Annotated in this window: 25 protein-coding genes; 18 read left to right on the forward strand and 7 right to left on the reverse strand. The window is 58.7% G+C overall.

Annotated features, from left to right (window positions below):
• Window positions 1-11: 11 nt before the first annotated feature.
• The 5 genes from glgA to asd all read right to left on the reverse strand — a co-directional run bounded on the left by glgA (window position 12) and on the right by asd (window position 8267).
• Complete coding sequence (gene glgA / locus SPG90_RS19125; RefSeq protein ID WP_023309509.1) at window positions 12-1445, reverse strand: glycogen synthase GlgA; 1434 nt, start codon at window positions 1443-1445, stop codon at window positions 12-14.
• Window positions 1445-2740: a glucose-1-phosphate adenylyltransferase gene (gene glgC, locus SPG90_RS19130; RefSeq protein ID WP_023309510.1), complete on the reverse strand. Its 1296-nt coding sequence runs from the start codon at window positions 2738-2740 to the stop codon at window positions 1445-1447. Before glgC ends, glgA begins: the two co-directional genes overlap by 1 nt.
• Before the next feature lie 17 nt (window positions 2741-2757).
• Window positions 2758-4731, reverse strand: coding sequence for a glycogen debranching protein GlgX (glgX, locus tag SPG90_RS19135; protein WP_045403335.1), 1974 nt, complete (start codon window positions 4729-4731; stop codon window positions 2758-2760).
• The gene (gene glgB, locus SPG90_RS19140) at window positions 4728-6914 is read right to left on the reverse strand and encodes a 1,4-alpha-glucan branching enzyme (RefSeq protein ID WP_045403403.1); all 2187 of its coding nucleotides are present in this window, start codon (window positions 6912-6914) and stop codon (window positions 4728-4730) included. Before glgB ends, glgX begins: the two co-directional genes overlap by 4 nt.
• A gap of 249 nt (window positions 6915-7163) precedes the next feature.
• Window positions 7164-8267 carry an aspartate-semialdehyde dehydrogenase gene (asd, locus tag SPG90_RS19145; RefSeq protein WP_033146834.1) on the reverse strand — a complete coding sequence of 368 codons (1104 nt, stop codon included), beginning with the start codon at window positions 8265-8267 and terminating at the stop codon, window positions 7164-7166.
• Window positions 8268-8446: 179 nt separating this feature from the next.
• Between asd and yhgN the strand changes: the two genes are divergently transcribed.
• Window positions 8447-9040 (forward strand): NAAT family transporter YhgN, encoded by a 594-nt coding sequence (gene yhgN / locus SPG90_RS19150; RefSeq protein ID WP_003861574.1) that lies wholly within the window; start codon window positions 8447-8449, stop codon window positions 9038-9040.
• A gap of 64 nt (window positions 9041-9104) precedes the next feature.
• On the opposite strand, the gene tusA is transcribed toward yhgN, so the two are convergent.
• Window positions 9105-9347 (reverse strand): sulfurtransferase TusA, encoded by a 243-nt coding sequence (gene tusA / locus SPG90_RS19155; RefSeq protein WP_008503071.1) that lies wholly within the window; start codon window positions 9345-9347, stop codon window positions 9105-9107.
• A gap of 167 nt (window positions 9348-9514) precedes the next feature.
• Here tusA and SPG90_RS19160 point away from each other — a divergent pair, with 167 nt between their 5' ends.
• Together SPG90_RS19160 and SPG90_RS19165 are read left to right on the forward strand one after the other, a co-directional pair.
• Window positions 9515-10180: a 7-cyano-7-deazaguanine/7-aminomethyl-7-deazaguanine transporter gene (locus SPG90_RS19160; protein WP_223605020.1), complete on the forward strand. Its 666-nt coding sequence runs from the start codon at window positions 9515-9517 to the stop codon at window positions 10178-10180.
• 72 nt (window positions 10181-10252) lie between these two features.
• Window positions 10253-10810: a DcrB family lipoprotein gene (locus SPG90_RS19165; protein WP_023309515.1), complete on the forward strand. Its 558-nt coding sequence runs from the start codon at window positions 10253-10255 to the stop codon at window positions 10808-10810.
• Window positions 10811-10814: 4 nt separating this feature from the next.
• On the opposite strand, the gene SPG90_RS19170 is transcribed toward SPG90_RS19165, so the two are convergent.
• Complete coding sequence (locus SPG90_RS19170) at window positions 10815-12110, reverse strand: MFS transporter (RefSeq protein ID WP_322408276.1); 1296 nt, start codon at window positions 12108-12110, stop codon at window positions 10815-10817.
• A 145-nt stretch (window positions 12111-12255) separates the two neighbouring features.
• Between SPG90_RS19170 and SPG90_RS19175 the strand changes: the two genes are divergently transcribed.
• From SPG90_RS19175 to SPG90_RS19245, 15 genes are all read left to right on the forward strand, one after another.
• On the forward strand, window positions 12256-13305 hold the full coding sequence (locus SPG90_RS19175) for an AI-2E family transporter (RefSeq protein ID WP_126304217.1): 1050 nt from the start codon (window positions 12256-12258) through the stop codon (window positions 13303-13305).
• A gap of 337 nt (window positions 13306-13642) precedes the next feature.
• On the forward strand, window positions 13643-14032 hold the full coding sequence (locus SPG90_RS19180; protein WP_023309518.1) for a hypothetical protein: 390 nt from the start codon (window positions 13643-13645) through the stop codon (window positions 14030-14032).
• Between the two features lie 69 nt (window positions 14033-14101).
• Window positions 14102-15166, forward strand: a complete 1065-nt coding sequence (locus SPG90_RS19185) for a methyltransferase (RefSeq protein WP_045355946.1) — start codon at window positions 14102-14104, stop codon at window positions 15164-15166.
• 69 nt (window positions 15167-15235) lie between these two features.
• On the forward strand, window positions 15236-15958 hold the full coding sequence (locus tag SPG90_RS19190; RefSeq protein WP_126304215.1) for a beta-ketoacyl synthase chain length factor: 723 nt from the start codon (window positions 15236-15238) through the stop codon (window positions 15956-15958).
• Window positions 15955-16770, forward strand: coding sequence for a lysophospholipid acyltransferase family protein (locus SPG90_RS19195; protein ID WP_064791229.1), 816 nt, complete (start codon window positions 15955-15957; stop codon window positions 16768-16770). Before SPG90_RS19190 ends, SPG90_RS19195 begins: the two co-directional genes overlap by 4 nt.
• Window positions 16751-17008, forward strand: a complete 258-nt coding sequence (locus SPG90_RS19200) for a phosphopantetheine-binding protein (protein ID WP_008503081.1) — start codon at window positions 16751-16753, stop codon at window positions 17006-17008. The genes SPG90_RS19195 and SPG90_RS19200 overlap by 20 nt, the downstream gene beginning before the upstream one ends.
• Before the next feature lie 10 nt (window positions 17009-17018).
• Entirely contained in the window at window positions 17019-17270 is a 252-nt protein-coding gene (locus SPG90_RS19205) for an acyl carrier protein (protein WP_126304213.1), read from the forward strand.
• Between the two features lie 6 nt (window positions 17271-17276).
• Window positions 17277-17864 carry a hypothetical protein gene (locus SPG90_RS19210; RefSeq protein WP_047173961.1) on the forward strand — a complete coding sequence of 196 codons (588 nt, stop codon included), beginning with the start codon at window positions 17277-17279 and terminating at the stop codon, window positions 17862-17864.
• On the forward strand, window positions 17857-19218 hold the full coding sequence (locus SPG90_RS19215) for an acyl-CoA synthetase (RefSeq protein WP_126304211.1): 1362 nt from the start codon (window positions 17857-17859) through the stop codon (window positions 19216-19218). The genes SPG90_RS19210 and SPG90_RS19215 overlap by 8 nt, the downstream gene beginning before the upstream one ends.
• Entirely contained in the window at window positions 19205-19558 is a 354-nt protein-coding gene (locus tag SPG90_RS19220) for a hydroxymyristoyl-ACP dehydratase (RefSeq protein WP_045403321.1), read from the forward strand. The genes SPG90_RS19215 and SPG90_RS19220 overlap by 14 nt, the downstream gene beginning before the upstream one ends.
• The gene (locus SPG90_RS19225; RefSeq protein ID WP_126304209.1) at window positions 19549-21240 is read left to right on the forward strand and encodes a glycosyltransferase family 2 protein; all 1692 of its coding nucleotides are present in this window, start codon (window positions 19549-19551) and stop codon (window positions 21238-21240) included. Before SPG90_RS19220 ends, SPG90_RS19225 begins: the two co-directional genes overlap by 10 nt.
• Window positions 21241-21243: 3 nt before the next feature.
• Window positions 21244-21666 carry an acyl-CoA thioesterase gene (locus SPG90_RS19230; RefSeq protein ID WP_023309526.1) on the forward strand — a complete coding sequence of 141 codons (423 nt, stop codon included), beginning with the start codon at window positions 21244-21246 and terminating at the stop codon, window positions 21664-21666.
• Window positions 21663-22268 carry an outer membrane lipoprotein carrier protein LolA gene (locus SPG90_RS19235; RefSeq protein ID WP_126304207.1) on the forward strand — a complete coding sequence of 202 codons (606 nt, stop codon included), beginning with the start codon at window positions 21663-21665 and terminating at the stop codon, window positions 22266-22268. Before SPG90_RS19230 ends, SPG90_RS19235 begins: the two co-directional genes overlap by 4 nt.
• Window positions 22237-24561: an MMPL family transporter gene (locus tag SPG90_RS19240; RefSeq protein WP_322408277.1), complete on the forward strand. Its 2325-nt coding sequence runs from the start codon at window positions 22237-22239 to the stop codon at window positions 24559-24561. The genes SPG90_RS19235 and SPG90_RS19240 overlap by 32 nt, the downstream gene beginning before the upstream one ends.
• Window positions 24558-25136 (forward strand): DUF3261 domain-containing protein, encoded by a 579-nt coding sequence (locus SPG90_RS19245; protein ID WP_023309529.1) that lies wholly within the window; start codon window positions 24558-24560, stop codon window positions 25134-25136. The genes SPG90_RS19240 and SPG90_RS19245 overlap by 4 nt, the downstream gene beginning before the upstream one ends.

Below are 25136 nucleotides of genomic sequence, written 5' to 3' on the forward strand. Positions count from 1 at the left end.
ACTTCGCCTCGTTACATCAAGCGTTGATAGAGATCGCGGTATGACTGCGCCGCGACATGCCAGCTAAAGTCCATGGACATCGCCTGACGCTGAACGTAACGCCAGAGCGATGGACGGGACCACAAGACGAAAGCACGCCGAATCGCCCGAAGCAGCGACCAGGCATTACTGTCCTCAAAGACAAACCCGCTGGCGATACCGTCCGCCAGGTTTTCCAGAGAGCTATCGGATACGGTATCCGCCAGTCCGCCCGTACGGCGCACCAGCGGCAGCGTGCCGTATTTCAGGCCGTAAAGCTGCGTCAGGCCGCAGGGTTCGAAACGGCTCGGCACCAGGATGACGTCCGCACCGCCCATGATGCGGTGCGAGAACGCTTCGTGGTAGCCAATCTGCACGCCCACCTGCCCCGGATGTTCCGCCGCGGCGGCAAGGAAACCTTCCTGCAGCACCGGGTCGCCCGCGCCGAGCAGCGCCAGCTGTCCGCCCTGCTCCAGTAAACCGGGCAACGCCTCCAGCACCAGATCCAGCCCTTTCTGGCTGGTCAGGCGGCTGACCACCGCGAACAGCGGCACTTTGTCGTTAACCTTCAGGCCCATCGCAATCTGCAGCTGGCGTTTGTTTTCCGCTTTGTCCTCCACGGAATCACGTCCATAGCGCGCCGCCAGCAGGAGATCGGTCTCCGGGCTCCAGATCTGTTCATCCACGCCGTTCAGAATGCCCGACAGGCGACCTTCGCGGTGGCGCTGTTGCAGCAACCCTTCCATGCCGTAGCCAAACTCCGGCTGGGTGATCTCACGCGCGTAGGTCGGGCTCACCGCCGTGATGTGATCGGCGTAGTACAGCCCGGCTTTCAGGAACGAGATCTGCCCGTTAAATTCCAGCCCGTGCATGTTATAGAACGATAATGGCAGATCGATTTCACTCATGTGATGGGCATAGTACATCCCCTGATACGCCAGGTTGTGCACGGTAAAGACCGATTTGGCCGGATGGCCGCGCGCCGCGAGATACGCCGGGGCAAGCCCGGCGTGCCAGTCGTGCGCGTGCACCACATCCGGGCGCCAGAACGGATCCAGCCCCGTCGCCATTTCTGCCCCGACCCAGCCGAGCAGCGCAAAGCGCAGCACGTTATCGGTGTAGGCGAACAGGTTCGTATCGTGATACGGGCTGCCCGGTCGATCGTATAAGTGCGGCGCGTCGATCAGGTAAATCCCTACGCCATTGTAATGTCCAAACAGCAGGGTGATGCGTCCGGCGAAGGTCTCACGGCGGGTCACCACTTTTGCATCGGGAATACCGCGCCGGATATCCGGAAAGGCGGGCAGCAGGACTCGGGTATCCACGCCTCCGGCGATTTGCGCTGCCGGTAATGCGCCCAGAACATCTGCCAGACCGCCCGTTTTTAACAACGGGAACATCTCAGAACATACATGTAAAACCTGCATCATCGCTCCTGTTTGATCTGCAGCTTCCGCAACATTTCCCGTGTGACTAACACGATCCCCTCTTCCGAACGATAGAAACGACGCGCGTCTTCTTCCGCGTTCTCACCAATCACCATCCCTTCTGGGATGACGCAGGCACGATCGATAACGCAGCGACGCAGACGGCACGAGCGCCCTACCCAGACATCAGGCAGTAAGACTGCCGAATCGATATTACAGAATGAATTTATCCGCACGCGGGGGAACAGCACCGACTGCACCACCACCGAGCCTGAAATAATGCACCCGCCGGATACCAGCGAGTTCAGCGTCATACCGTGGCTGCCGGAGCGGTCCTGCACGAATTTGGCCGGCGGCAGCGATTCCATATGGGTACGAATCGGCCAGTTCTGGTCGTACATATCCAGCTCAGGCGTGACCGACGCCAGGTCGAGGTTCGCTTTCCAGTAGGCTTCCAGGGTTCCCACATCGCGCCAGTAAGGTTCCGCATTGGGGTCGGACTGCACGCAGGACAGCGGGAAAGGATGTGCATACGCCATGCCAGCTTTAGTGATTTTCGGAATAATGTCTTTACCGAAGTCGTGGCTGGAGTTTTCGTCTTTGTCATCGTCTTCCAGCAGCTCATAAAGATAATCTGCATCAAAGACATAAATCCCCATGCTGGCGAGCGATTTGGTGTCATCGCCGGGCATGGTTGGCGGGTTCGCCGGTTTTTCAACAAAGTCGATAATTTTGTCGTCGGCATCCACGTGCATCACGCCAAACGCCGTCGCTTCAGCAACGGGCACAGGCAGACACGCCACGGTGCAGCGCGCCCCTTTTTCGACGTGGTCGATGAGCATGTGGGAGTAATCTTGCTTGTAGATATGGTCCCCGGCGAGGATCACGATGTATTCCGCGCTGTAGCGGCGAATGATGTCGAGGTTCTGCGTCACCGCATCCGCCGTTCCGCGGTACCAGTTCTCGCCGTGGACGCGTTGCTGAGCGGGAAGGAGATCGACAAACTCGTTCATCTCTTCGCTGAAGAATGACCAGCCGCGCTGGATATGCTGAACCAGCGTGTGCGACTGATACTGCGTAATGACGCCAATACGGCGAATGCCCGAGTTGAGACAGTTGGAGAGCGCAAAGTCGATGATACGGAACTTACCACCAAAGTGAACGGCCGGTTTCGCGCGCTTGATGGTCAAATCTTTCAGACGGGTACCACGTCCACCCGCAAGTATCAGGGCAACCGTTTTTAATGGTAGCTGGCGCGCCAACATTAAGGGATCGTTCTTCTCTAATCTAACCATGACTAACTCCTTTTTTATCATCTTTGGAATACGCACACTCCGTGCGCAGGCCCGTGCCAGACAGCCATTACTACCGGATTATCCGCTCCGGCAAAGGGGGGAACAGCTCGCCATTCCCCTTCAGGTAAAACAATCGCTGCGACGTCATCCGTCGCGTTCAGCGTGACCAGCCATTTATCCGACAGCAGGATTTGCAGGCGTGGTACGCCGTGTTGCCACTCTTGCGCGCTTAAGGGTTGCGCGTCTTGATTCAACCAGCGAACGTTGCCGTCACCCTCTTCCCACCAGCGGTCGGCGGTCAGCGCGGGGATCTGCTGGCGAAGATGGATCAGCGCAGCGGTAAAATGAATCAGCCCGCTGTTGGCTTCACCCCAGTCGAGCCAGGTTAACGTGTTGTCCTGGCAATACGCATTGTTGTTACCGTGCTGGCTATGGCCGTGTTCATCGCCTGCCAGCAGCATCGGCGTGCCCTGCGACAATAAAAGCGTTGTCAGCAAAGCGTGAACGCTGGCGCGTCGCCGCTCGATGACGTCCAGGCTTCCGCCTAACCCTTCTATACCATGATTAAAGCTATGGTTATTGTTAGTGCCATCGCGATTCTCTTCGCCGTTTGCCTCATTGTGTTTCTGATTGAAACAAACGCAGTCCCTGAGCGTAAAACCGTCGTGTGCCGTCAACAGATTGACGGTGGCCGACGGGCGTTTGCCGTCGCGCTTAAAGAGATCGCTTGAAGCGGCAAAGCGTCCGGCGAACTCCCCCAGCGACAGATTCCGTTCCAGCCAGAAGCGGCGCGCGGCATCGCGGTAGTGATCGTTCCACTCGGCAAACAGCGGCGGGAAATTCCCGACCTGATAACCGCCTTCCCCGATGTCCCACGGCTCGGCAATGAGCTTCACCTGCGAGAGCACCGGACAGTTTTTTATCGCCTCAAACAGCGGAGCCTGCTGGCTGAACGCCGGCGTGCGCCCCATTACGGGCGCCAGGTCGAAACGAAAACCGTCGACGTGGAACGTCTCCACCCAGTATTTCAGGCATTCATAAGCAAAATGCGTGACCGCCGGATGGCTGAGGTTGAGCGTGTTACCGCAGCCGGTCCAGTTCTCATAATCACCATCCTGCCTGATCCAATAATAGCTACGGTTATCAATTCCGCGCATGGAGAGCGTCGGACCGTCGAGATCGCTTTCGGCACTGTGGTTCAGCACGACGTCCAGAATGACCTCAATGCCCGCCGCGTGGAGCGCCTTCACCGCATCGCGAAACTCGTCCCGCGCCTTTTCCGGATGGGCGGCATAGCGCGGCTCAAGCGCGAACATCGCCAGCGGGTTGTAGCCCCAGTAGTTGCTAAGCCCCAGCCGCTGCAGACGCGGCTCGCTGGCAAAATGGGCGACGGGAAGCAGTTCCAGGGCGGTGATGCCGAGGTGCTTCAGGTAGGCGATCATGGTTGGATGCCCGAGCGCCTTATAGGTGCCGCGCATCTCTTTGGGGATCGACGGGTGCAGGTACGTCAGCCCTTTGACGTGGGCTTCATAAATAACGGTATTGCCCCACGGCGTCTGCGGCGGGGCATCGTCTTCCCAGTCATAAAGATCGTTCACCACCACGCTTTTTGGCGCGACGGGCGCGCTGTCGCGGTGGTCGGGCTCGCCGTAGCCCACGTGGAAGAGCGGGTCGTCTTTAAATTCGCCGTCCACGCGGTGCGCGCACGGGTCAATCAACAGCTTCGCCGGGTTAAACCAGTGGCCCTTCGCCGGATCCCACGGACCGTGTACGCGAAAGCCATAGTGCACGCCTGGCCGTCCTCCGGCCAGGTAGCCGTGCCAGGTATCCCCCGTGCGCGCGGGTAAATCGTAACGGTGCTCGTTACCTTCCCCGTCAAACACGCACAGTTCTACCCGCTCAGCATGAGCGGAAAAGAGGGTGAAATTGACACCCTTTCCGTCAAAACGCGCGCCGAGCGGTTCGGGTTCACCTGCCGTAAGCTGCGTCATTCGCCCTCCCGCATCAGCCAGATGGTGCCAAGCGGCGGCAGCGTCAGGCTCAGTGAGTTGGGTCGCCCGTGGCTTTCTATGGCGTCACTCTGTACCAGCCCGCCGTTACCGGCGTTGCTGCCGTGGTAGTGCATCGAATCGGTATTCAGAATTTCACGCCATTTGCCCGGCTGGTTAATGCCGAAGCGGTAGTGTTCGCGCGGCACCGGGGTGAAGTTGCTGGCGACGATGATCTCGTTACCGGCCTTGTCACGACGCACAAAGACAAACACCGAGCGCTCATGGTCGTCCACCACCAGCCATTCAAAGCCGTACGGATCGAAGTCGAGCTCGTGCAGCGCTTTGTGGTGGCGGTAGGTCAGGTTCAGGTCGCGCACCAGACGCTGCACCCCGTGGTGCCAGTTGTCGCCGCCTTCCAGCAGGTGCCAGTCGAGGCTGGCGTCGTGGTTCCACTCGCGTCCCTGTGCGAACTCATTGCCCATAAACAGCAGTTTCTTGCCCGGGAAGGCAAACATCCAGCCGTAGTAGGCGCGCAGGTTGGCAAACTTCTGCCACGCGTCGCCCGGCATGCGGTCAAGAATGGATTTTTTGCCGTGCACCACTTCATCGTGCGACAGCGGCAGCATGAAGTTTTCGGTGTAGTTGTAGAGCATCCCGAACGTCAGCTTATCGTGATGATACTTACGGTGAACCGGATCCAGCTTCATGTAGTCGAGCGTGTCGTGCATCCAGCCCAGGTTCCACTTGTACCAGAACCCCAGGCCGCCTGATGACGGCGGACGGGAGACGCCCGCAAAGTCGGTCGACTCTTCCGCCATGGTCACGGCACCGTCCACCTGTTCGCCGATAATGCGGTTGGTATTGCGCAGGAATTCAATCGCTTCCAGGTTTTCACGGCCGCCAAACTCGTTCGGGATCCACTCGCCCTCTTTGCGGCTGTAGTCGCGGTAGATCATCGACGCCACCGCATCGACGCGCAGGGCGTCAATGCCAAACCGCTCGATCCAGTACAGAGCATTCCCGACCAGGTAGTTTGCGACCTCACGGCGACCGTAGTTGTAGATCAGCGTGTTCCAGTCCTGGTGATAGCCTTCGCGCGGGTCGCTGTGCTCGTACAGCTTCGTGCCGTCAAACTCTGCCAGCGCGAAATCATCCGATGGGAAATGTCCCGGCACCCAGTCGAGGATGACGTTCAGCCCGGCGGCGTGCGCGGCATCAATGAAATAGCGGAAGTCATCGCGGGTGCCAAAGCGGCGCGTTGGCGCATACAGCCCGGTAGGCTGATAGCCCCAGCTGCCGTCGAACGGGTGCTCGTTGACCGGCAGCAGCTCAAGGTGGGTAAAGCCCATCCATTTGGCATAGGGCACCAGCTGGTCGGCAAGCTCACGGTAGCTGAGCCAGAAGTTGTTGTCGGTGTGGCGACGCCAGGAGCCAAGGTGTACCTCATAGACGGAGATGGGCGCGTCAAAGCGGTTGGCCTGTTTGCGCTCCTCCGTCTGGACGACCTTCTCCGGCAGGCCGCAAATCAGCGACGCGGTATCCGGGCGCATCTGCGCTTCGAAGGCATACGGGTCGGCTTTAATGCGCAGCTTGCCGTTAGCGTCGATCATCTCGAATTTATAAAGCTGCCCGGGGTGCGCTCCGGGGATAAACAGCTCCCAGATGCCGCTTTCCCGGCGCAGGCGCATCGGATGGCGGCGACCGTCCCAGTAGTTGAACTGGCCGACAACGGAGACGCGCTGGGCGTTAGGTGCCCACACGGAGAACCGCGTGCCGGTAATGCCGTCCATGGTATCGGCATGGGCACCCAGTGTTTCATAAGGGCGAAGATGCGTTCCTTCGGAGAGCAGCCAGGCGTCCATCTCTTTAAGCAGAGGGCCGAAGCTGTAAGGATCGTCAATCAGGTTTTGCTGACCGTGCCAGAGAACGGCGAGCTGATAGCGAAAAGGATTTTTACGGCGGGGCATTACGCCCGAGAAGAAGCCACGGGAATCGAGGCATTCAAGATTACCGACCTTGCGGCCGGTTTTGGGTTCAATCACCCAGACTTCTGTGGCATCCGGTAACAGTGCCCTAACTTCAAGGCCATCCTCAGTTTGATGCATCCCAAGCACAGAAAAGGGGTCAGCAAAATGACCCGCAATAAGCGCATTAATCACGTCTCTATCCACACGATCGGACATGGTATTCATCCTGTTTTTTATGTCGTCCTTTTTAAGCGCTCCGGGACGACTTTTAATGTGACCTGAACGGGACAGCACAAAAATGTGCATCCATTCTGCTCCGTTCGAACCTCAGGTAAGAAATGACTCTTCCTTAAAGCATAGCCAACGCTCTAGATGACTCCTGATAAAAAATAAGACATACGCGTGTTACTCCATGTAGTACGCAAAAAAAAGGGGTGAAAATCACCCCCGGTAGTTAACAAATTATTACGCCAGCTGGCGCAGCATGCGGCGCAGCGGCTCGGCGGCACCCCACAGGAGCTGGTCGCCGACGGTGAACGCGGAGAGATACTCCGGCCCCATGTTCAGCTTGCGCAGACGGCCAACCGGCGTGGTCAGCGTGCCGGTAACGGCAGCCGGGGTCAGCTCGCGCATGGTGATATCGCGATCGTTTGGTACCACTTTCGCCCACGGGTTGTGCGCGGCCAGCAGCTCTTCCACGGTCGGAATAGACACATCTTTTTTCAGTTTAATGGTGAAGGCCTGGCTGTGGCAGCGCAGCGCGCCGATACGCACGCACAGACCGTCAACCGGAATGGTGTTCGCGGTCGCGAGGATTTTGTTAGTCTCAGCCTGGCCCTTCCACTCTTCGCGGGTCTGGCCGTTATCCAGCTGTTTGTCGATCCACGGGATCAGGCCACCGGCCAGCGGTACGCCAAAGTTATCCACCGGCAGCTCGCCGCTGCGGGTCAGCTGGGTGACCTTACGCTCGATATCCAGAATAGCGGATGCCGGGTTTGCCAGCTCGGTCGCAACGCTCTGGTGCAGCTGGCCCATCTGGGTCAGCAGCTCGCGCATATGGCGCGCGCCGCCGCCGGACGCGGCCTGGTAGGTCGCCACGGAGACCCACTCAACCAGATCCTGCGCGAACAGGCCGCCGAGGGACATCAGCATCAGGCTGACGGTGCAGTTACCGCCGACAAAGGTTTTCACGCCGTTGTTGAGGCCGTCGGTGATGACGCCCTGGTTTACCGGGTCGAGAATGATGATGGCATCGTCTTTCATGCGCAGCGAAGAAGCCGCGTCAATCCAGTAGCCCTGCCAGCCGCTTTCACGCAGCTTTGGATAGATTTCGTTGGTATAATCGCCGCCCTGGCACGTCACAATAATGTCGAGTGCCTTCAGCGCTTCCAGATCGTAAGCATCCTGCAACGTGCCTGTGGTACCACCAAAGGACGGAGCAGCCTGGCCGAGCTGGGAAGTGGAGAAGAAGACCGGGCGGATAGCGTCGAAATCGCGCTCTTCAACCATGCGTTGCATGAGTACAGAGCCGACCATACCGCGCCAGCCGATAAAACCAACGTTTTTCATAGCATTTTTTTCCTGCTGAGGGTGTGTGCTGATTGTGCAAGCCAGTATTGAACTGGGATATGCTTCACATTACAAAATGCTGCCAAAGTCGCAAGCGAAATTAATCGATGATTGCCCGGCAATCAGAAAAAGCGCTAATCATCGAAATAACACTACTAAGTATCAGGGATAATTTAAAGATGAGTGAAATCATTTCCGCGGCGGTTTTATTGATCCTGATTATGGATCCACTGGGAAACCTGCCTATCTTCATGTCGGTGCTGAAGCACACCGAGCCGAAGCGCCGCCGGGCGATTATGATCCGCGAGCTGCTCATCGCCCTGCTGGTGATGTTTATCTTCCTGTTTGCCGGTGAGAAAATTCTCGCATTCCTCAACCTGCGCGCCGAAACCGTTTCGATTTCCGGCGGGATTATTCTGTTCCTGATTGCCATTAAGATGATTTTCCCGAGCGCGGAAGGCAGCAGCAGCGGCCTGCCCGCGGGTGAAGAGCCGTTTATCGTGCCGCTGGCGATTCCACTCGTCGCCGGGCCAACGATTCTGGCCACGCTGATGCTGCTGTCGCATCAGTATCCGAACCAGATGAGCCATCTGGTGATTGCCCTGCTGATCGCCTGGGGCGGGACGTTTATCATCCTGCTGCAGTCGTCGCTGTTCCTGCGCCTGCTGGGTGAGAAAGGGGTGAACGCGCTGGAACGCCTGATGGGGCTGATTCTGGTGATGATGGCAACGCAGATGTTCCTGGACGGGATCAGGGCGTGGATGAAAGGATGACTTTCTCCCTCTCCCTGTGGGAGAGGGGCGGGGTGAGGGCATCAGGCCGCAGAGGACTACCCATCTACCCCTTACGAATCAGATACCGGTACGGCAGCGCTTCGGTCTGCTGTGCCACCAGTTCATGCTCCATAAAGGTACAAAAGCCGGGAATATCGCGGGTCGTGGCCGGGTCGTCGGCAATGATCAGCAGCGTTTCACCGGTCTGCATGTTGCGCACGGTTTTGCGTACCATCATTACCGGCTCCGGGCAGCGAAGGCCCTGGGCATCAAGAGTGTGGTCTGGGCTGGAAAACAGGTCGGTCATGGTCTTCTCGGTCTGGTAAAAACGGCTGTAGTTTACGCCCGGTTGCAATCAATGCAAACCAGGTTAACGATTGCGTAAAAACTAACCATTGCAATGTCCTGACAAAGCAGTATCATGCTGCGGTTTTTATTGGGTTCCCTCACCCCAACGTATAAAAAGGTCACAATATGACGTCGTTTTCTGAATCACAGCGCGTAAAAGCGTTGTTCTGGCTTTCGCTTTTCCATTTGCTGGTGATCACCTCCAGCAACTATCTGGTGCAGCTGCCGATCTCCATCTTTGGTTTTCACACCACCTGGGGCGCATTCAGCTTCCCGTTTATTTTCCTCGCGACGGATTTGACCGTGCGTATCTTTGGCGCACCGCTGGCTCGCCGTATTATTTTTTCGGTCATGCTCCCGGCGCTGTTCATCTCGTACGTGGTTTCGTCTCTGTTTTATATGGGAAGCTGGCAGGGCTTTGAGGCGTTAACCCACTTCAACCTGTTTGTTGCCCGTATCGCTGCCGCAAGCTTTATGGCCTACGCGCTGGGGCAGATCCTCGACGTGCACGTGTTTAACCGCCTGCGTCAGAATCATCGCTGGTGGATGGCGCCAACCGCCTCCACGCTGTTCGGTAACGTGAGCGATACGCTGGCCTTCTTCTTCATCGCCTTCTGGCGCAGCCCGGATGCGTTCATGGCTCAACACTGGATGGAAATCGCGCTGGTGGACTACTGCTTCAAGGTCCTCATCAGCATTGTGTTCTTCCTGCCGATGTACGGCGTGCTGCTCAATATGCTGCTGAAAAGGCTGGCAGATAAATCTGAAATCACGGCATTGCAGGCTGGTTAAGGGTTCGCTTTATCAGTTGTGATAAGATGAGCGAATGAGCCGTTATGGCCGTTTATCGAAAGGAAGAAGTCAATGCGCAATCTGGTTAAATATGTCGGGATTGGCCTGCTGGTTGTGGGTCTTGCAGCCTGTGATAACAGCGACACGAAAACGCCTGCTCAGGGCGCATCCGCAGAGAGCAACGCGACCGGCCAGCCGGTGAATCTGATGGATGGCAAACTCAGCTTCTCTCTGCCAGCCGATATGACCGATCAGAGCGGCAAGCTGGGGACCCAGGCGAACAACATGCACGTTTACTCCGACGCAACCGGGCAGAAAGCGGTCATTGTGATTGTGGGCGACGACACCAGCGAAGATCTGGCCGTCCTGTCCAAACGTCTGGAAGATCAGCAGCGCGGCCGCGATCCTCAGCTGCAGGTCGTGACCAATAAATCCATCGAGCTGAAAGGCCACACGCTGCAACAGCTCGACAGCATCATCTCTGCAAAAGGCCAGACCGCATACTCTTCTGTAGTGCTGGGCAAGGTTGATAACAAACTGCTGACCCTGCAGATCACCCTGCCAGCCGAAGATCAGCAGAAAGCGCAGACGGCTGCTGAAAACATCATTAACACCATCGTGATCCAGTAACGCTTCACGATGATGACGTGGCCTCCGGTGCCTGCACCGGAGGCCATTTTTTTAGCCGCCACGTCAGCAGGAGCGCAATCACCACCAGCCCCGCCGCGGCAAGATAGATCACCGGAACTCCTGCCCAGGCCATCACCAGCCCCGCCAGCGGGCCGGTAATCCCTAAAGACATATCCATANGATAGATCACCGGAACTCCTGCCCAGGCCATCACCAGCCCCGCCAGCGGGCCGGTAATCCCTAAAGACATATCCATAAACACCGTATAGGTCGCCAGCGCTGCCCCCTGGTTCTGCTGCGGCACGGCTTTTACCGCCACCACGCCCAGCGCCGGGAAGACCAGGGAAAAGCCAGCCCCCGCGAGAAACACGCCCACTTTCGCGACCCAGGGCACCATCGCTATTCCGGTCAGCAGCAGCCCGACAATCTCTATCGCAAAGCAGATCATCGCCACGTTCAGCCCGCCAAGGCGGTTGATGCCGTTAGGGAAAAGCAGGCGGGCGCCAACAAACGCACAGCTAAACAGGGTTAACGCAAAGGCTGCGCCGTCCCAGCCTTTGGCGTCGTAGAACAGGGTAATGAAGGTCGCGATTACGCCAAAGCCGGTGGTCGCCAGCGCTAGCGCCATGCCGTACGGCCAGACGCGCCCCAGCACCGCCCGAAATGGCAGCGGCTTGCCTTTGCTGGCCTTAACTTTCGGACGCGGCAGTGCAAAGAGAATTGCCAGCAGCGCGACCGCCATAATGGTGATAGCCAGCCCATGCAGCCCGCCCAACGCATAGCAGGCCACGCCGAGCGGCGCCCCGAGCGCCATCGCACCGTAGGTGACAATCCCGTTCCAGGAGATCACCCGGCCAATGTGGGGCGCGCCTACCACCCCCACGCCCCACAGCGTTGAGCCGGTTCCCGCCAGACTTTGCCCAATGCCCAGAATGACGCGGCCCAGGCAGAGCAGTGCCAGGCTGACCAACGGCCAGTGGCTGGTTACTGCAGCCAGCAGATAGCTCAGGCCACTGAGAAAACAGCCGCACAGTCCCACCACCACGATGCTTTTTGGACCGAACATGTCCGCGTAGCGCCCGGCATGCGGGCGGCTGAGAAGCGTGGCGAAATATTGCAGGCTTATCACCAGCCCCGCCCAGAAGGCGCTGAAGCCCATCACGTCATGGACATAGCCCGGCAGGACCGCCAGCGGCAGGCCAATGGTCAGATAGCTGGCAAAGTTGAAAATCACAACGGAAACGATGCGCAGATTGAGGCGCAGTCCGCTCAGTGCCGGTTCAGCGGCAGGTTCGGGCATGGGGTTCTACCTGGATTTTTTACAACAGTGTTTCACTATTACCACGGCGCAATAAGAAAATCAGCCCCGACTTTCAGATTAACGGTGCCAGACGAAGCGAAGCCCGGGCACTACACTTATCGGGTCATCATATTAAGGAACACGCATGATCGCTAACCCGTCCGACAAAGCAGGACTCCACATCTTATTAAAACTCGCCTGTCTGGTGGTTATCCTTGCGGGTATCCATGCTGCCGCTGACATTATTGTTCAGCTCCTGCTGGCGCTCTTTTTTGCCATCGTGCTTAATCCTCTGGTCACCTGGTTTTTACGCCGGGGCGTCAGCCGTCCGGTAGCTATCACCATCGTCGTCATCGTGATGCTGATTGGCCTGACGGCGCTCTTCGGCGTGCTGGCGGCATCGCTGAGCGAATTCTCCACCATGCTGCCGCAGTACAACAAAGAGCTGACGCGTAAAATTGTCGCGCTGCAGGAGATGGTGCCCTTCCTTAATCTGCATATCTCACCCGAACGGATGCTGCGCAGGATGGACTCCGAGAAGGTCATGACCTACGCCACCACCTTGATGACGGGGCTTTCCGGCGCGATGGCCAGCATTCTGCTGCTGGTCATGACGGTAGTGTTTATGCTGTTCGAAGTCCGCCACGTCCCCTATAAGCTGCGCTTTGCGCTGAACAATCCGCAAATTCACATTGCCGGCTTACACCGGGCCCTGAAGGGCGTCTCCAAATATCTGGCGCTGAAAACGCTCCTGAGCGTATGGACCGGGGTGATTGTCTGGCTGGGGCTGATGCTGATGAACGTGCAGTTCGCGCTGATGTGGGGCGTGCTGGCCTTTCTGCTGAACTACGTGCCCAATATTGGCGCGGTGCTTTCCGCCGTGCCGCCGATGATTCAGGCGTTTCTGTTTAACGGCTTCTACGAATGCATGCTGGTCGGCGCGCTGTTCCTCGTGGTGCATATGGTGCTGGGCAATATTCTTGAGCCGCGCATGATGGGGCACCGGCTGGGCATGTCGACGCTGGTGGTCTTTTTATCCTTACTGATTTGGGGATGGCTGCTGGGCCCGGTCGGTATGCTGCTGTCGGTCCCCCTGACCAGCGTATGTAAAATCTGGATGGAAACCACCAAAGGCGGCAGCAAGCTGGCGATCCTGCTCGGCCCGGGGAGGCCGAAAAGCCGATTACCCGGGTAACGGACCTGCCTGTACAGGTAGGTTTAAACCGTCAGTAATACACCGTAAATTACCGCGTCCCTAATCCGTCGCGGTATTTTTATTTGCGTTAAGGCGATATTCATTCCGGTTTTAATTACGCCGCGCGCATTACGTTCAAACGCAATTCATGATTTAACGCAAATTATAAAAAATGAAATCCTTATTTATTTTCCATGTTATTATTCCCGCCTTCGCTTCAACGTAATGTAACCATTAATATTGATTAAAAATTACACCTGGCGATAACAAAAAGCCGGATGAGTATTATTTGTAAAAACCACTGCCTTTAATTGTTATTATTGATATGGAGTTGTTGATGAAAAAGATCGTTAAATGGTGTGCTGCTGCCGTATTCGTTGGCGCGCTGGCAGGCTGTGCGCGTACCGCCCCAATCGCTCAGGTTCACTCTATTGTAAGCGCGGGCCATACTGCCGATCAGGTAAAAACGGCAATTTTGAAAGCAGGCCAAAAACGCGACTGGATCATGACGGAAACCGGCCCGGGAATGATTAAGGGGCGTCTGCAGTCACGCGATCACTCGGTCCAGGTGAGTATTCCGTACACGGCCACAAGCTATTCAATCAACTATGAAAACAGCCTTAACCTGAAAGCGGCAGACGGTAAAATCCACAAAAATTATAACCGCTGGGTGAATAACCTCGACCACGACATTCAGCTGAACCTCTCCGCTGGCGCCGCGCTGTAATTTTTTTCTAAAGTCGGGCCGCGTATGGCCCGATAACCTCTCTTTATTGCCCTCAAAGGTTACGCAGGAATGTACGAAAAGGACACACTCAGCGCACTGGATGCCATTACCGAAGCGCAACGCATCGCCTTTGCCCCGATGTTATTCCAGACTGCGCTTTGTCTGCGTAACTCAGGCGTTCTCGCCTGGCTCGATAAACAAGGAAAAGAGGGGGCAAGCCTCGAGGAAATAACCGAACACAGCACGCTCGGCAGCTATGGCGTCAGCGTACTGCTGGATATGGGATTAAGCGGTCGAATCGTTACCCAACAGAATGGACGTTATTTTCTGGCGAAAGTGGGCCATTTTTTACTGCACGACGAAATGACCCGCGTAAATATGGATTTCACCCAGGACGTTTGTTATCAGGGGCTATTTCACCTGGCGGACGCCCTGCAGGAGGAAAAACCGGCCGGATTAGCCGTGTTTGGCAACTGGCCAACCATCTACCCGGCGTTATCCCAATTACCAGCTCCGGCGAAAGAGAGCTGGTTCGCCTTCGATCATTACTATTCTGACGCCGCTTTTGACGCTGCTTTGCCATATATATTCGCAAGCTCGCCGACAAAATTGTACGATGTGGGCGGAAATACGGGTAAATGGTCGTTACGCTGCTGCCGCTATGACGAAAATGTTGCCGTGACGATCCTCGATCTGCCGCAGCAGATAGCGCTGGCGCAGGAAAACATCGCAAAAGCAGGTTTTTCTCATCGTATTGCATTCCATGCTGTCGATATGCTTAGCCCAGCAACATTGCCGGGTGACGCCGACGTCTGGTGGATGAGCCAGTTCCTGGATTGTTTCTCTCCGGATCAGATTGTCGCCATGCTGGCGCGCGTCGCACAGGCCATGAAGCCAGGCGCACGTTTGTGCATCATGGAGCTTTTCTGGGATGCTCAGAAATTTGAAGCAGCCTCTTTCAGCCTGAATGCCACCTCGCTCTATTTTACCTGTATGGCGAATGGCAATAGCCGGTTTTACAGCGTAGAGAAGTTTTATCGCTACCTGGAGAGCGCAGGTTTCAGCGTTGAACAGCGGCTGGACAACCTTGGGGTCGGTCATACCCTGCTGATATGCACCAAACGTGAACAATAGAGCAGCTTAGCTGCCCGGGTGGCCCAGCCTGCCCTTTGAATACGGTTTTTTTGTCGCGGACGCGCGTAGATGAAATTTTCACTGAACATTATCGACTGGCAGGCGAGAGCGCCAGGACTCAGCGATGCCACAGAGTGGCAGGCGTGGTCACGCCTGCAGCTGACCGTCGATCCAGCGGCCCCGCTTCCCCGCCTGTCCGCTTTACCCATGATGACCGCGCGCCGCCTCAACTCAGGCAGTAAGCTGGCGGTGGATATTGGTCTTGCCATGCTGCAAAACCACGCCATTGATGCCGTCGTCTATTCCAGCCGCCACGGCGAGCTGGAGCGCAACGACCGTATTCTGCATGCCCTGGCGACCGGGCAGTCCGTTTCACCCACCGACTTCGCGATGTCCGTGCACAATTCCGCGGTGGGCAATCTTACGATTACCGCACGCCAGGCCATCGTTTCGTCATCCATTTCTGCCGGACTGGACACCTTCCAGCAGGCCTTATGCGAAGTGCTGAGCCTGCTGCAGGCGGGCTATTCCCGCGTCATGCTGGTCGATTTTGACGGCGCGCTGCCGGAATTTTACCATCCGGCGCTACCGCCGCAGATGCCCACCTGGCCCTACGCGCTGGCGCTGGTGATTGAATCCGGCAACGGATTGCAGTGTGAAACCCGCAGCGGCAGCCCGGGTGAAGAACCCGCCCTGCCGCAAAGCCTGATGTTCCTGCAGCGCTATCTCAGCGAGGAGCGTCAGTTCGTGGTGCCCGGCGAACGTTTGCTGTGGCAATGGACGCGCGCATGAACCGCCTGGCTGCCCGAATTAACTGGCTATGGCGCCTGGCGATGACCGGCTTCTGCTTCGCGCTGTTTGGCGTGGGCGGGCTGCTGCTGTCGCTGGTCTGGTTCAACCTGCTGCTCATCGTCCAGCGCGACCGCGCCAGCCGTCGTCGCTTGGCGCGTCGCAGCATTTCGGCCAGCTTCCGCTTCTTCCTGACCGTAGCGCGCGGCCTCGGCGTACTGGACTATCGCATTCACAATCTCGACGCGCTGCGCAGCGATCGGGGTTGTCTGGTGGTGGCTAACCACCCCACGTTAATAGACTACGTGATTCTGGCGTCGGTGATGCCCGAAACCGACTGCCTGGTGAAAAGCGCGCTGCTGCGCAATCCCTTTGTCAGCGGCGTCATCCGCGCGGCGGATTACCTGATTAACAGCGAAGCCGAGCCCCTGCTCGCGGCCAGCCAGCAGCGTCTGGCTCAGGGCGACACGCTGTTAATCTTCCCGGAAGGCACGCGTACCCGGTTTGGCGAGGCTATCTCCCTCCAGCGCGGCGCGGCAAATATAGCCGTGCGCTGTAACAGCGATCTGCGGGTGGTGCTGATCCACTGTAGCGAACACCTGCTGGATAAAAAAAGCCGCTGGTATGATGTACCGCCAGAAAAACCTGTTTTCACCGTGGATGTCCGCGACCGCGTGAACATCGACGAATTTTACGATGCAAATGAACAAGAACCGGCGCTGGCGGCAAGGCAGTTAAACCGGCATCTGCAGCATCGATTAACATCAGGCCTTCAATCTTTGTCAGGAATTAATGATGCAAGCGCTTTATCTTGAAATTAAGAATCTCATAATCACCACGCTGAATCTGGACGAGCTTACCGCAGAGGATATTGATACCGATGCCGCGCTGTTTGGCGATGGGCTGGGTCTGGACTCCATTGACGCGCTGGAACTGGGTCTGGCGGTAAAAAACCAGTATGGCGTGGTGCTTTCTGCCGAAAGCGAAGAGATGCGCCAGCACTTCTTTTCCGTCGCCACGCTGGCGTCCTTTATCAACGCTCAACGCGCCTGAGATGTGAACGATGACTGAACAAGAAACCATTTATCAGGAAGTCTGCGGCCTGCTGACCAGGCTCTTTGAAATCGACCTGCAGGACATTACGCCCGAAGCCCGTCTTTACGAAGACCTGGAGCTGGACAGCATTGACGCGGTGGACATGATTGTTCATCTGCAGAAGAAAACGGGCAAGAAAATCAAGCCGGAAACCTTCAAGTCGGTTCGTACCGTTCAGGATGTGGTAGACGCCGTCGAACAGCTTCTGCGCGAAGAGTAAGACCTCGTGCGTGGTGGACGGACGTTCCCGGTCATCCCACTGCTGACGGGGCTGATGCTGCTGGCGTGGCCCTTCCTGATTGGATTTGGGCTGACGCATAACAGCCTGCCGTGGCTGCTGCCCGTGATGGCGCTGATATTGCTGCTGCGGCTGCGCCAGGCGCGGCGGAACTCCGGCCCGATGCGGTATGTGGTGCAGTGCGTGGCGCTCGCGGGCATCGCGCTCTGCGCGGCAAGCTACCTGCTGAAAACCCACCAGTGGCTGCTGTTTTACCCTGTGGTCGTCAATCTCGTGATGCTGGCCGTGTTCGGGGGTTCGCTCTGGACCGCGATGCCGCTGGTCGAGCGACTGGCGCGCCTGCTCGAGCCAAACCTGCCCCCGGAGGGCGTGCGCTATACCCGCAAGGTGACCCTCGTCTGGTGCGGCTTTTTCATCGGTAACGGCGCGATGGCGCTGTTCACCGTGCTCCACGGCGACATGCATCTGTGGACGCTGTGGAACGGTATGGTGGCCTACATCCTGATGGGGACGCTGATGGCGACAGAGTGGCTGGTGCGCCAGCGGGTGATTAAAAAAGAGATGCACAATGACTAACCCCCTTCCGCTGGGCCAGTGGTTAAATGCGCCCCGCCCTGACGATACGCCCGTTGCCTGGCTTGACGATCGTAGCTGGACGCTTGGCCAGCTGCGCCACGACGTGACCTTGCTGGTCGACACCCTGCGTCAGCAGGATGGCGAGCGCTGGGCGCTGTGCTTTGAAAACAGCTACCTGTTTATCGTTGCGCTGCTGGCCTCGCTGCATGCCGGTAAAACGCCGGTCATCCCCGGCCATAGCCGCGTCTCGCAGCTTGAAGAACAGCAGTCGTTGTTTAGCGGCGTTCTGAGCGATCGGACTCTCGGTTTCCATGGCAAGCTGATTGTGGTGGCCTCCAGCCATCAGACGGCTAGCCGCTGGGCACCCCTGCCGGCCATTGACGAAAGCCGCTTCGTTGAGCTGTTCACCTCCGGCTCCACGGGTACCCCGCGCCGGGTGATTAAGCACATCGTCAGCCTGGATCGCGAAGCCCGTCTGCTGGCTGACCGCTTCGGCGAACGTCTGACCGGCTGTAGCGTTGTCGCCTCGGTCGTACCGCAACACCTGTACGGCCTGACATTCCGCATCGTATTGCCGATGGCGCTGGGGCTGCCGCTGCATGCCGCGATGCTCTACTACGCTGAACAGCTGGCCGCCCTTCCTCATGACAGACATTACCTGTTCATCAGCAGCCCGGCGTTCCTGAAGCGCCTGGATACGGAACTGCCCGCGCCGCCCGTCAGAATGCTGATTTCAGCAGGGGGCATGCTGCCCTGGTGTGACGTTTCCACCACCGCGGGCTGGCTTAACATCTGCCCGGATGAAATTTATGGCAGCACCGAAACCGGGATCCTCGCCTGGCGCCATCGCCAGCAGGATAACGTCCCGTGGCTTGCCTTCCCCGGCGTTATCTTCCATCAGGAAGATGACGCCTGTCGCGTCACGTCGCCACTGATCCACGAGGCTGAAGGACTCCAGCTGGACGATATCCTGCACTTCGACAGCGAGGGGCTGTTCAGCATCGCCGGTCGTCGCGGGCGGGTGGTCAAAATTGAAGAAAAGCGCATCTCGCTTAACGAGATCGAACGTCGCCTGCTGGAGCTCGACGGCATTTGCGAAGCGGCGGCGCTGCCGGTCACGCGCGGAGGCCGTCAGGGGATTGGCGCCCTGCTGGTTCTGGACGAAGCGGTTCGCCAGCGCGGGTATATGCAGGATAAAAAAGCGCAGGAGTTCGCCTGGCGTCGCGCCCTGCTGCCGTGGCTTGAGCCGGTCGCCGTTCCGCGCTACTGGCGCATTGTCGATGAAATGCCGGTAAACAGTATGAACAAGCGTGTCTATGCGCAGTTAGAGGAGTTATTTCATGAAAATTCCTGAAATTGAGCGCCACCAGACACAGCCGGAGAAGCTGGAAATCATTTTGCATCTCGACGCGGCGCTGTTCTGGTTTCAGGGCCATTTTGCCGTACAGCCGCTGCTGCCCGGCGTTGCGCAGCTTGACTGGGTGATGCACTACGCCACAACGTTACTGGCGCCGGGCTACCGCTTTCACAGCATTCAAAACGTGAAGTTCCAGGCGCCTCTGCTGCCGGAAACCACGGTGACGCTGGTGCTTGAGTGGCATGCCGAACGTCAGATGCTGACCTTCAGCTACCAGCGTCACGCCGGGGCGGAGCGCCATACCGCCAGCAGCGGGAAAATTCGGCTATGTCAGTAACCTTTCGCCCCTGCGTGCTGATCCCGTGCTACAACCACGGCGCCATGATCGCCCGCGTGCTGTCGCGTCTCGCGCCGTTCGGCCTGCCGTGCCTGGTGGTGGATGACGGCAGCGAAGCGGTCACCCGTCAGGAGCTCGAACGCCTTGCGGCAGAACAGCCGCAGATGACGCTGGTCCGTCTGGCACAAAACGCCGGGAAAGGTGCCGCGGTCATCAGGGGGCTGGAGGAGTGCGCGCGCGCGGGCTATACCCACGCCGTGCAGGTGGACGCGGACGGTCAACACGCCATTGAAGATATCCCCAAACTGCTGGCGCTGGCGGAGCGCCACCCGGATGCGCTGATTTCCGGCCAGCCCATTTACGATGATTCCATTCCACGCTCGCGGCTCTACGGGCGCTGGATAACCCACGTCTGGGTGTGGATTGAGACCTTATCCCTGCAGCTTAAAGACAGTATGTGCGGCTTTCGGGTCTATCCGGTCTCGCCCACGCTGCGGCTGGCAGCGCGTGAAACGCTCGGCAAACGGATGGACTTTGACACCGAAGTGATGGTTCGTCTCTACTGGCAGGGCAACACCAGCATCTTTCTGCCCACCCGCGTCACCTACCCGCAAGACGGGTTGTCCCACTTCGACGCGTTAAAAGATAACGTGCGGATCTCCCTGATGCATACCCGACTCTTCTTCGGCATGCTGCCCCGCATGCCCGGCCTGCTTTTCCGTCGACGCCGCCAGCACTGGGCGCAGCAGGACGAGGTCAAGGGTCTGTGGGGGATGCGCCTGATGCTGCGCGTCTGGAAACTGCTGGGTCGGCGGGCCTTTACCGTGCTGCTTTGGCCAGTGATCGGCGTGTACTGGCTTATCGCGCGTCCGGCGCGGCAGGCCTCGCGGCAGTGGATTGGAAGGGTGAAGCAAGAGCTGCGTCAGCGGAACATGCCCGTTCCCCCGCGGCTCAACAGCTTTTTCCATTTCATGCGCTTCGGCAACGCGATGCTGGATAAAGTCGCCAGCTGGCGCGGTGAGCTGAAGTTTGATCGCGACGTGGTCTTTGCCCCCGGCGCGAGCGAAACACTTAATATCGCGGCGCCGCAGGGCAAGCTGCTGCTGGCCTCGCATCTTGGCGACGTTGAGGCCTGCCGGGCGCTGGCCCAGCTGGACGGCAGCAAAACTATCACCGCCCTGGTCTTCAGCGAGAACGCCCAGCGCTTTAAGCAAATCATGAGCGAAATGGCGCCCCAGGCGGGCGTGAATTTGATGTCGGTTACCGATATCGGCCCGGACACCGCGATTGCCATCAAAGAGAAGCTTGAGCGGGGAGAATGGGTCGCGATTGTGGGCGATCGCATCGCGGTGAATCCGCAGCGTGGCGGCGAGTGGCGGGTGATCTGGAGTACGTTTATGGGGCAGCCAGCGCCGTTCCCACAGGGGCCGTTTATCCTGGCCTCCATCCTGCGCTGCCCTGTGGTGCTGATTTTTGCCCTGCGCCAGCAGGGTAAGCTCGTCCTGCACTGTGAACCGTTTGCAGATCCGCTGCACCTGCCGCGCGGTGAACGCCAGCAGGCGCTGCAGAATACCGTCGATCGCTACGCGCAGCGGCTGGAGCATTACGCCCTCATGTCGCCGCTCGACTGGTTTAATTTTTTCGATTTCTGGCATCTGCCAGAGTCCAGTGAAAAGGAGTAAAGGGTGCTGACCGATCCCCGCTTTACGACTGAAGTCGAGATCACCGTTCCGTTCCACGACGTCGATATGATGGGCGTGGTCTGGCACGGTAACTATTTCCGCTACTTTGAGATCGCCCGCGAGGCGCTGCTCAATCAGTTTGACTATGGCTATCGCCAGATGAAGGCCTCCGGCTACGTCTGGCCCGTCGTCGATACCCGGGTGAAATACCGCGATGCGGTGACCTTTGAGCAGCGTATTCGCGTCCGCGCGCACGTTGAAGAGTATGAAAACCGCCTGCGCATTGCCTATCAAATTTTCGATGCGCAGACCGGCAAACGCACAACCACCGGTTACACCATCCAGGTGGCGGTGGAAGAAGCCACCCGCGAAATGTGCTTTGTGAGTCCGGCAATACTGTTTGAACGAATGGGAGTGACGCCATGAGATGGTTGCCTTTGCTGGCGCTGATCGTCAGCCCGCTGGTCAGCGCCGTGACGCTGGATGAACTGCAGCAGCGCTTCACCGGGCAGCCCGTCGTGCGCGCGCACTTCGAACAGGTTCGCACCATAAAAGATATGCCGCAGCCGCTGCGCTCGCTGGGCGAGATGCTGATCGCCCGCGACAGCGGCCTGCTGTGGGATCAAAAAGCGCCGTTTCCGATGACGCTCCTGCTGGACGACAAGCGGATGGTTCAGGCCATTAACGGCCAGCCGCCGCAGACCGTCACCGCCGACAATAATCCGCAGATGTTCCAGTTCAACCATCTTCTGCGGGCCCTGTTCCAGGCCGACCGCAGGGTGCTTGAAGAGAACTTCCGCATCGATTTTAAAGACCTGGGCGCTGGCCGCTGGTCGCTGGTGCTTACGCCAAAAACGACGCCGCTGGACAAGATTTTCGCCACCCTCGATCTGAGCGGCGCGACCTATCTGGAGACGATTCGCCTCAACGACAAACAGGGCGACCGTACCGATATCGCCCTTTCACGCCACCAACTGACGCCCGCCAGCCTGACCGATGACGAACGCCAACGCTTTGCCGCACCGTAAATCCCTGCGCCCGGCGCTGCTGTGGGCCACGCTATGCCTGATTCTGCTGGGCGTACTGCTGTCCCTGCTGCCCGGCGCGCGTCTGAACAGCAGCGTGCTGGCCATGCTGCCGAAGCAGACGTTGGGGGCGATCCCGCCGGCGCTCAACGACGGGTTTATGCAGCGTCTCGACCGCCAGCTGGTCTGGATGGTCAGCCCCGGCAAAGAGCCCGATCCGAGCGTGGCGCAGCAGTGGCTGGCGCTGCTGCAAAGCAGCGATTCGCTCAGCGAGGTCAAAGGCCCGATGGACGCCGCCGGGCAAAAGGCCTGGGGGGAATTCTTCTGGCAGCACCGAAATGGCCTGATCGATCCCGCCACCCGCGCCCGCCTGCAAAACGGCGGAGAAGCGCAGGCGCAGTGGATTTTATCTCAGCTCTATTCGGCCTTTTCCGGCGTCAGCGGCAAAGAGCTGCAAAACGATCCCCTGATGCTGATGCGCGGCTCGCAGCTCGCTCTGGCGCAAAACGGCCAGAAGCTGCGGCTGATGGACGGCTGGCTGGTCACACAGGATGAGGCGGGAAACTACTGGTATCTGCTGCACGGCGAGCTGGCGGGCTCGTCATTTGATATGCAGCAGACCCACCGGCTCGTGACGACGCTTAACGCGCTGCAGGAGAGGCTAAAAGCGCGTTTCCCGCAGGCGCAGCTGCTTTCCCGCGGAACCGTGTTCTACAGCGATTACGCCAGCCAGCAGGCCAAACGCGACGTCTCGACGCTGGGCATCGCCACCCTGCTTGGCGTGTTCCTGCTCATCGTGGCGGTGTTCCGCTCTCTGCGCCCGCTGCTGCTGAGCGTGCTCTCCATTGCCATCGGCGCGCTGGCGGGTACGGTGGTGACGCTGCTGCTCTTTGGCGAACTGCACCTGATGACGCTGGTGATGAGCATGAGCATCATCGGTATTTCAGCCGACTACACGCTCTACTACCTGACCGAACGGATGGTGCACGGCGCGGAATATTCCCCCTGGCAAAGCCTGGCCAAAGTACGCAATGCGCTGCTGCTGGCGCTGCTGACGACCGTCGCCGCCTACCTGATTATGATGCTGGCCCCCTTCCCCGGGATCCGCCAGATGGCAGTGTTCGCCGCCGTCGGGCTGAGCGCCTCCTGCCTGACGGTGATTTTCTGGCATCCGTGGCTGTGCCGGGGTTTACCGGTGCGCCCGGTTCCGCTGATGGTTATCATGCTGCGCTGGCTGGCCGCCTGGCGACGCAATAAAAAACTGTCCGTTGGTTTGCCCGTCGCGCTGGCGCTGCTCTCCGCCGTAGGGATGAGCACCCTGAGGGTGGACGACGACATCGCCCAGCTGCAGGCGCTGCCGAAAGATATTCTGGCGCAGGAGAAGGTCATTACCGCCCTGACCGGACAGAGCGTCGATCAGAAATGGTTTGTGGTCCATGGCGCCTCGCCTCAGCAAACGCTGGAGCGGCTGGAAGCCTTTACCCCGGCGCTGGCACAGGCGCAGAAAGCCGGAGAGATCGCCCGCTGGCGTACCCTGCCGCTGAACTCGCTGGCGCGCCAGAAAAGCGATCTGAAGCTGCTGCGCGAGGCTGCTCCTGCGGTAACGAACGTGCTAAAAAGCGCCGGGCTCAGCGCCGTATCCCCGAACCTCGACGCCATGCCGGTCAGCGTGGACGCGTGGCTTAAAAGCCCGGTCAGCGAAGGCTGGCGTCTGCTCTGGCTGACCCTGCCCAACGGGGAAAGCGGCGTGCTGGTGCCGGTGGACGGCGCGAAAAACAGCGCTTACCTCGGTGAACTGGCCGCGCGCCATGACGGCGTCGTCTGGGTCGATCGCAAAGCCAGCTTTGACAGCCTGTTTGCCCTCTACCGCACGCTGCTGACGGGGCTACTGTTTGCCGCGCTGGCGGTGATTGCCTGCGGGGCGATGCTGCGCCTCGGCTGGCGTAAAGGGCTGATAAGCCTGGTGCCGTCCGTGCTGTCGCTGAGCTGCGGCCTGGCGGTGCTGGCCGCAACGGGCCACCCGGTGAATCTGTTCTCACTGCTGGCGCTGGTACTGGTGCTCGGCATTGGCATTAACTACACGCTGTTTTTCAGCAACCCGCGCGGTACGCCGCTGACCTCAATGCTGGCGATTACGCTGGCCATGATGACCACGCTGCTGACGCTGGGCATGCTCGTCTTCAGCGCCACCCAGGCCATCAGCAGCTTTGGTATCGTGCTGGTGAGCGGTATTTTTACCGCCTTCCTGCTGGCTCCGCTGGCGATGCCGGATAAGAAAGAGAGAAAACGTAAATGAACGCTTTTTATCGCGCCGTTGCGCTGGCCGCGGCGCTGCTGCTGGCGGGCTGCAGCCATTCGACCGATACCAAAGAGACGCGTCCTCAGGCCTGGCTCCAGCCGGGTACCAAAGTTACGCTGCCGCCGCCCGGCATCAGCCCGGCGGTAAGCTCCCAGCAGCTGCTGACAGGCAGCTTTAACGGACAAACGCAGTCCCTGCTGGTGATGCTCAACGCGGATGCGCATAAGGTGACGCTGGCCGGGCTCTCTTCCGTGGGCATTCGCCTGTTCCTGGCGACGTACGATGAGACCGGTATTCATACCGAGCAGTCGATCGTCGTGCCGCAGCTGCCGCCCGCCAGCCAGGTGCTGGCCGATGTGATGCTCAGCCACTGGCCGATTAGCGCCTGGCAGCCACAGTTGCCGAAGGGCTGGACGTTAACGGACAATGGCGATCGGCGCGAGCTGCGCAACGCCAGCGGCAAGCTGGTGACGGAGATTGTCTACCTTCAGCGCAAAGGCAAGCGCGAGCCGATCAGCATCGAGCAACACGTCTTTAAATACCACATCACCATTCAATATCTGGGTGACTGA

This window comes from Enterobacter sp. D2 (genome assembly GCF_034427575.1).
GTDB lineage: Bacteria > Pseudomonadota > Gammaproteobacteria > Enterobacterales > Enterobacteriaceae > Enterobacter > Enterobacter cloacae_M.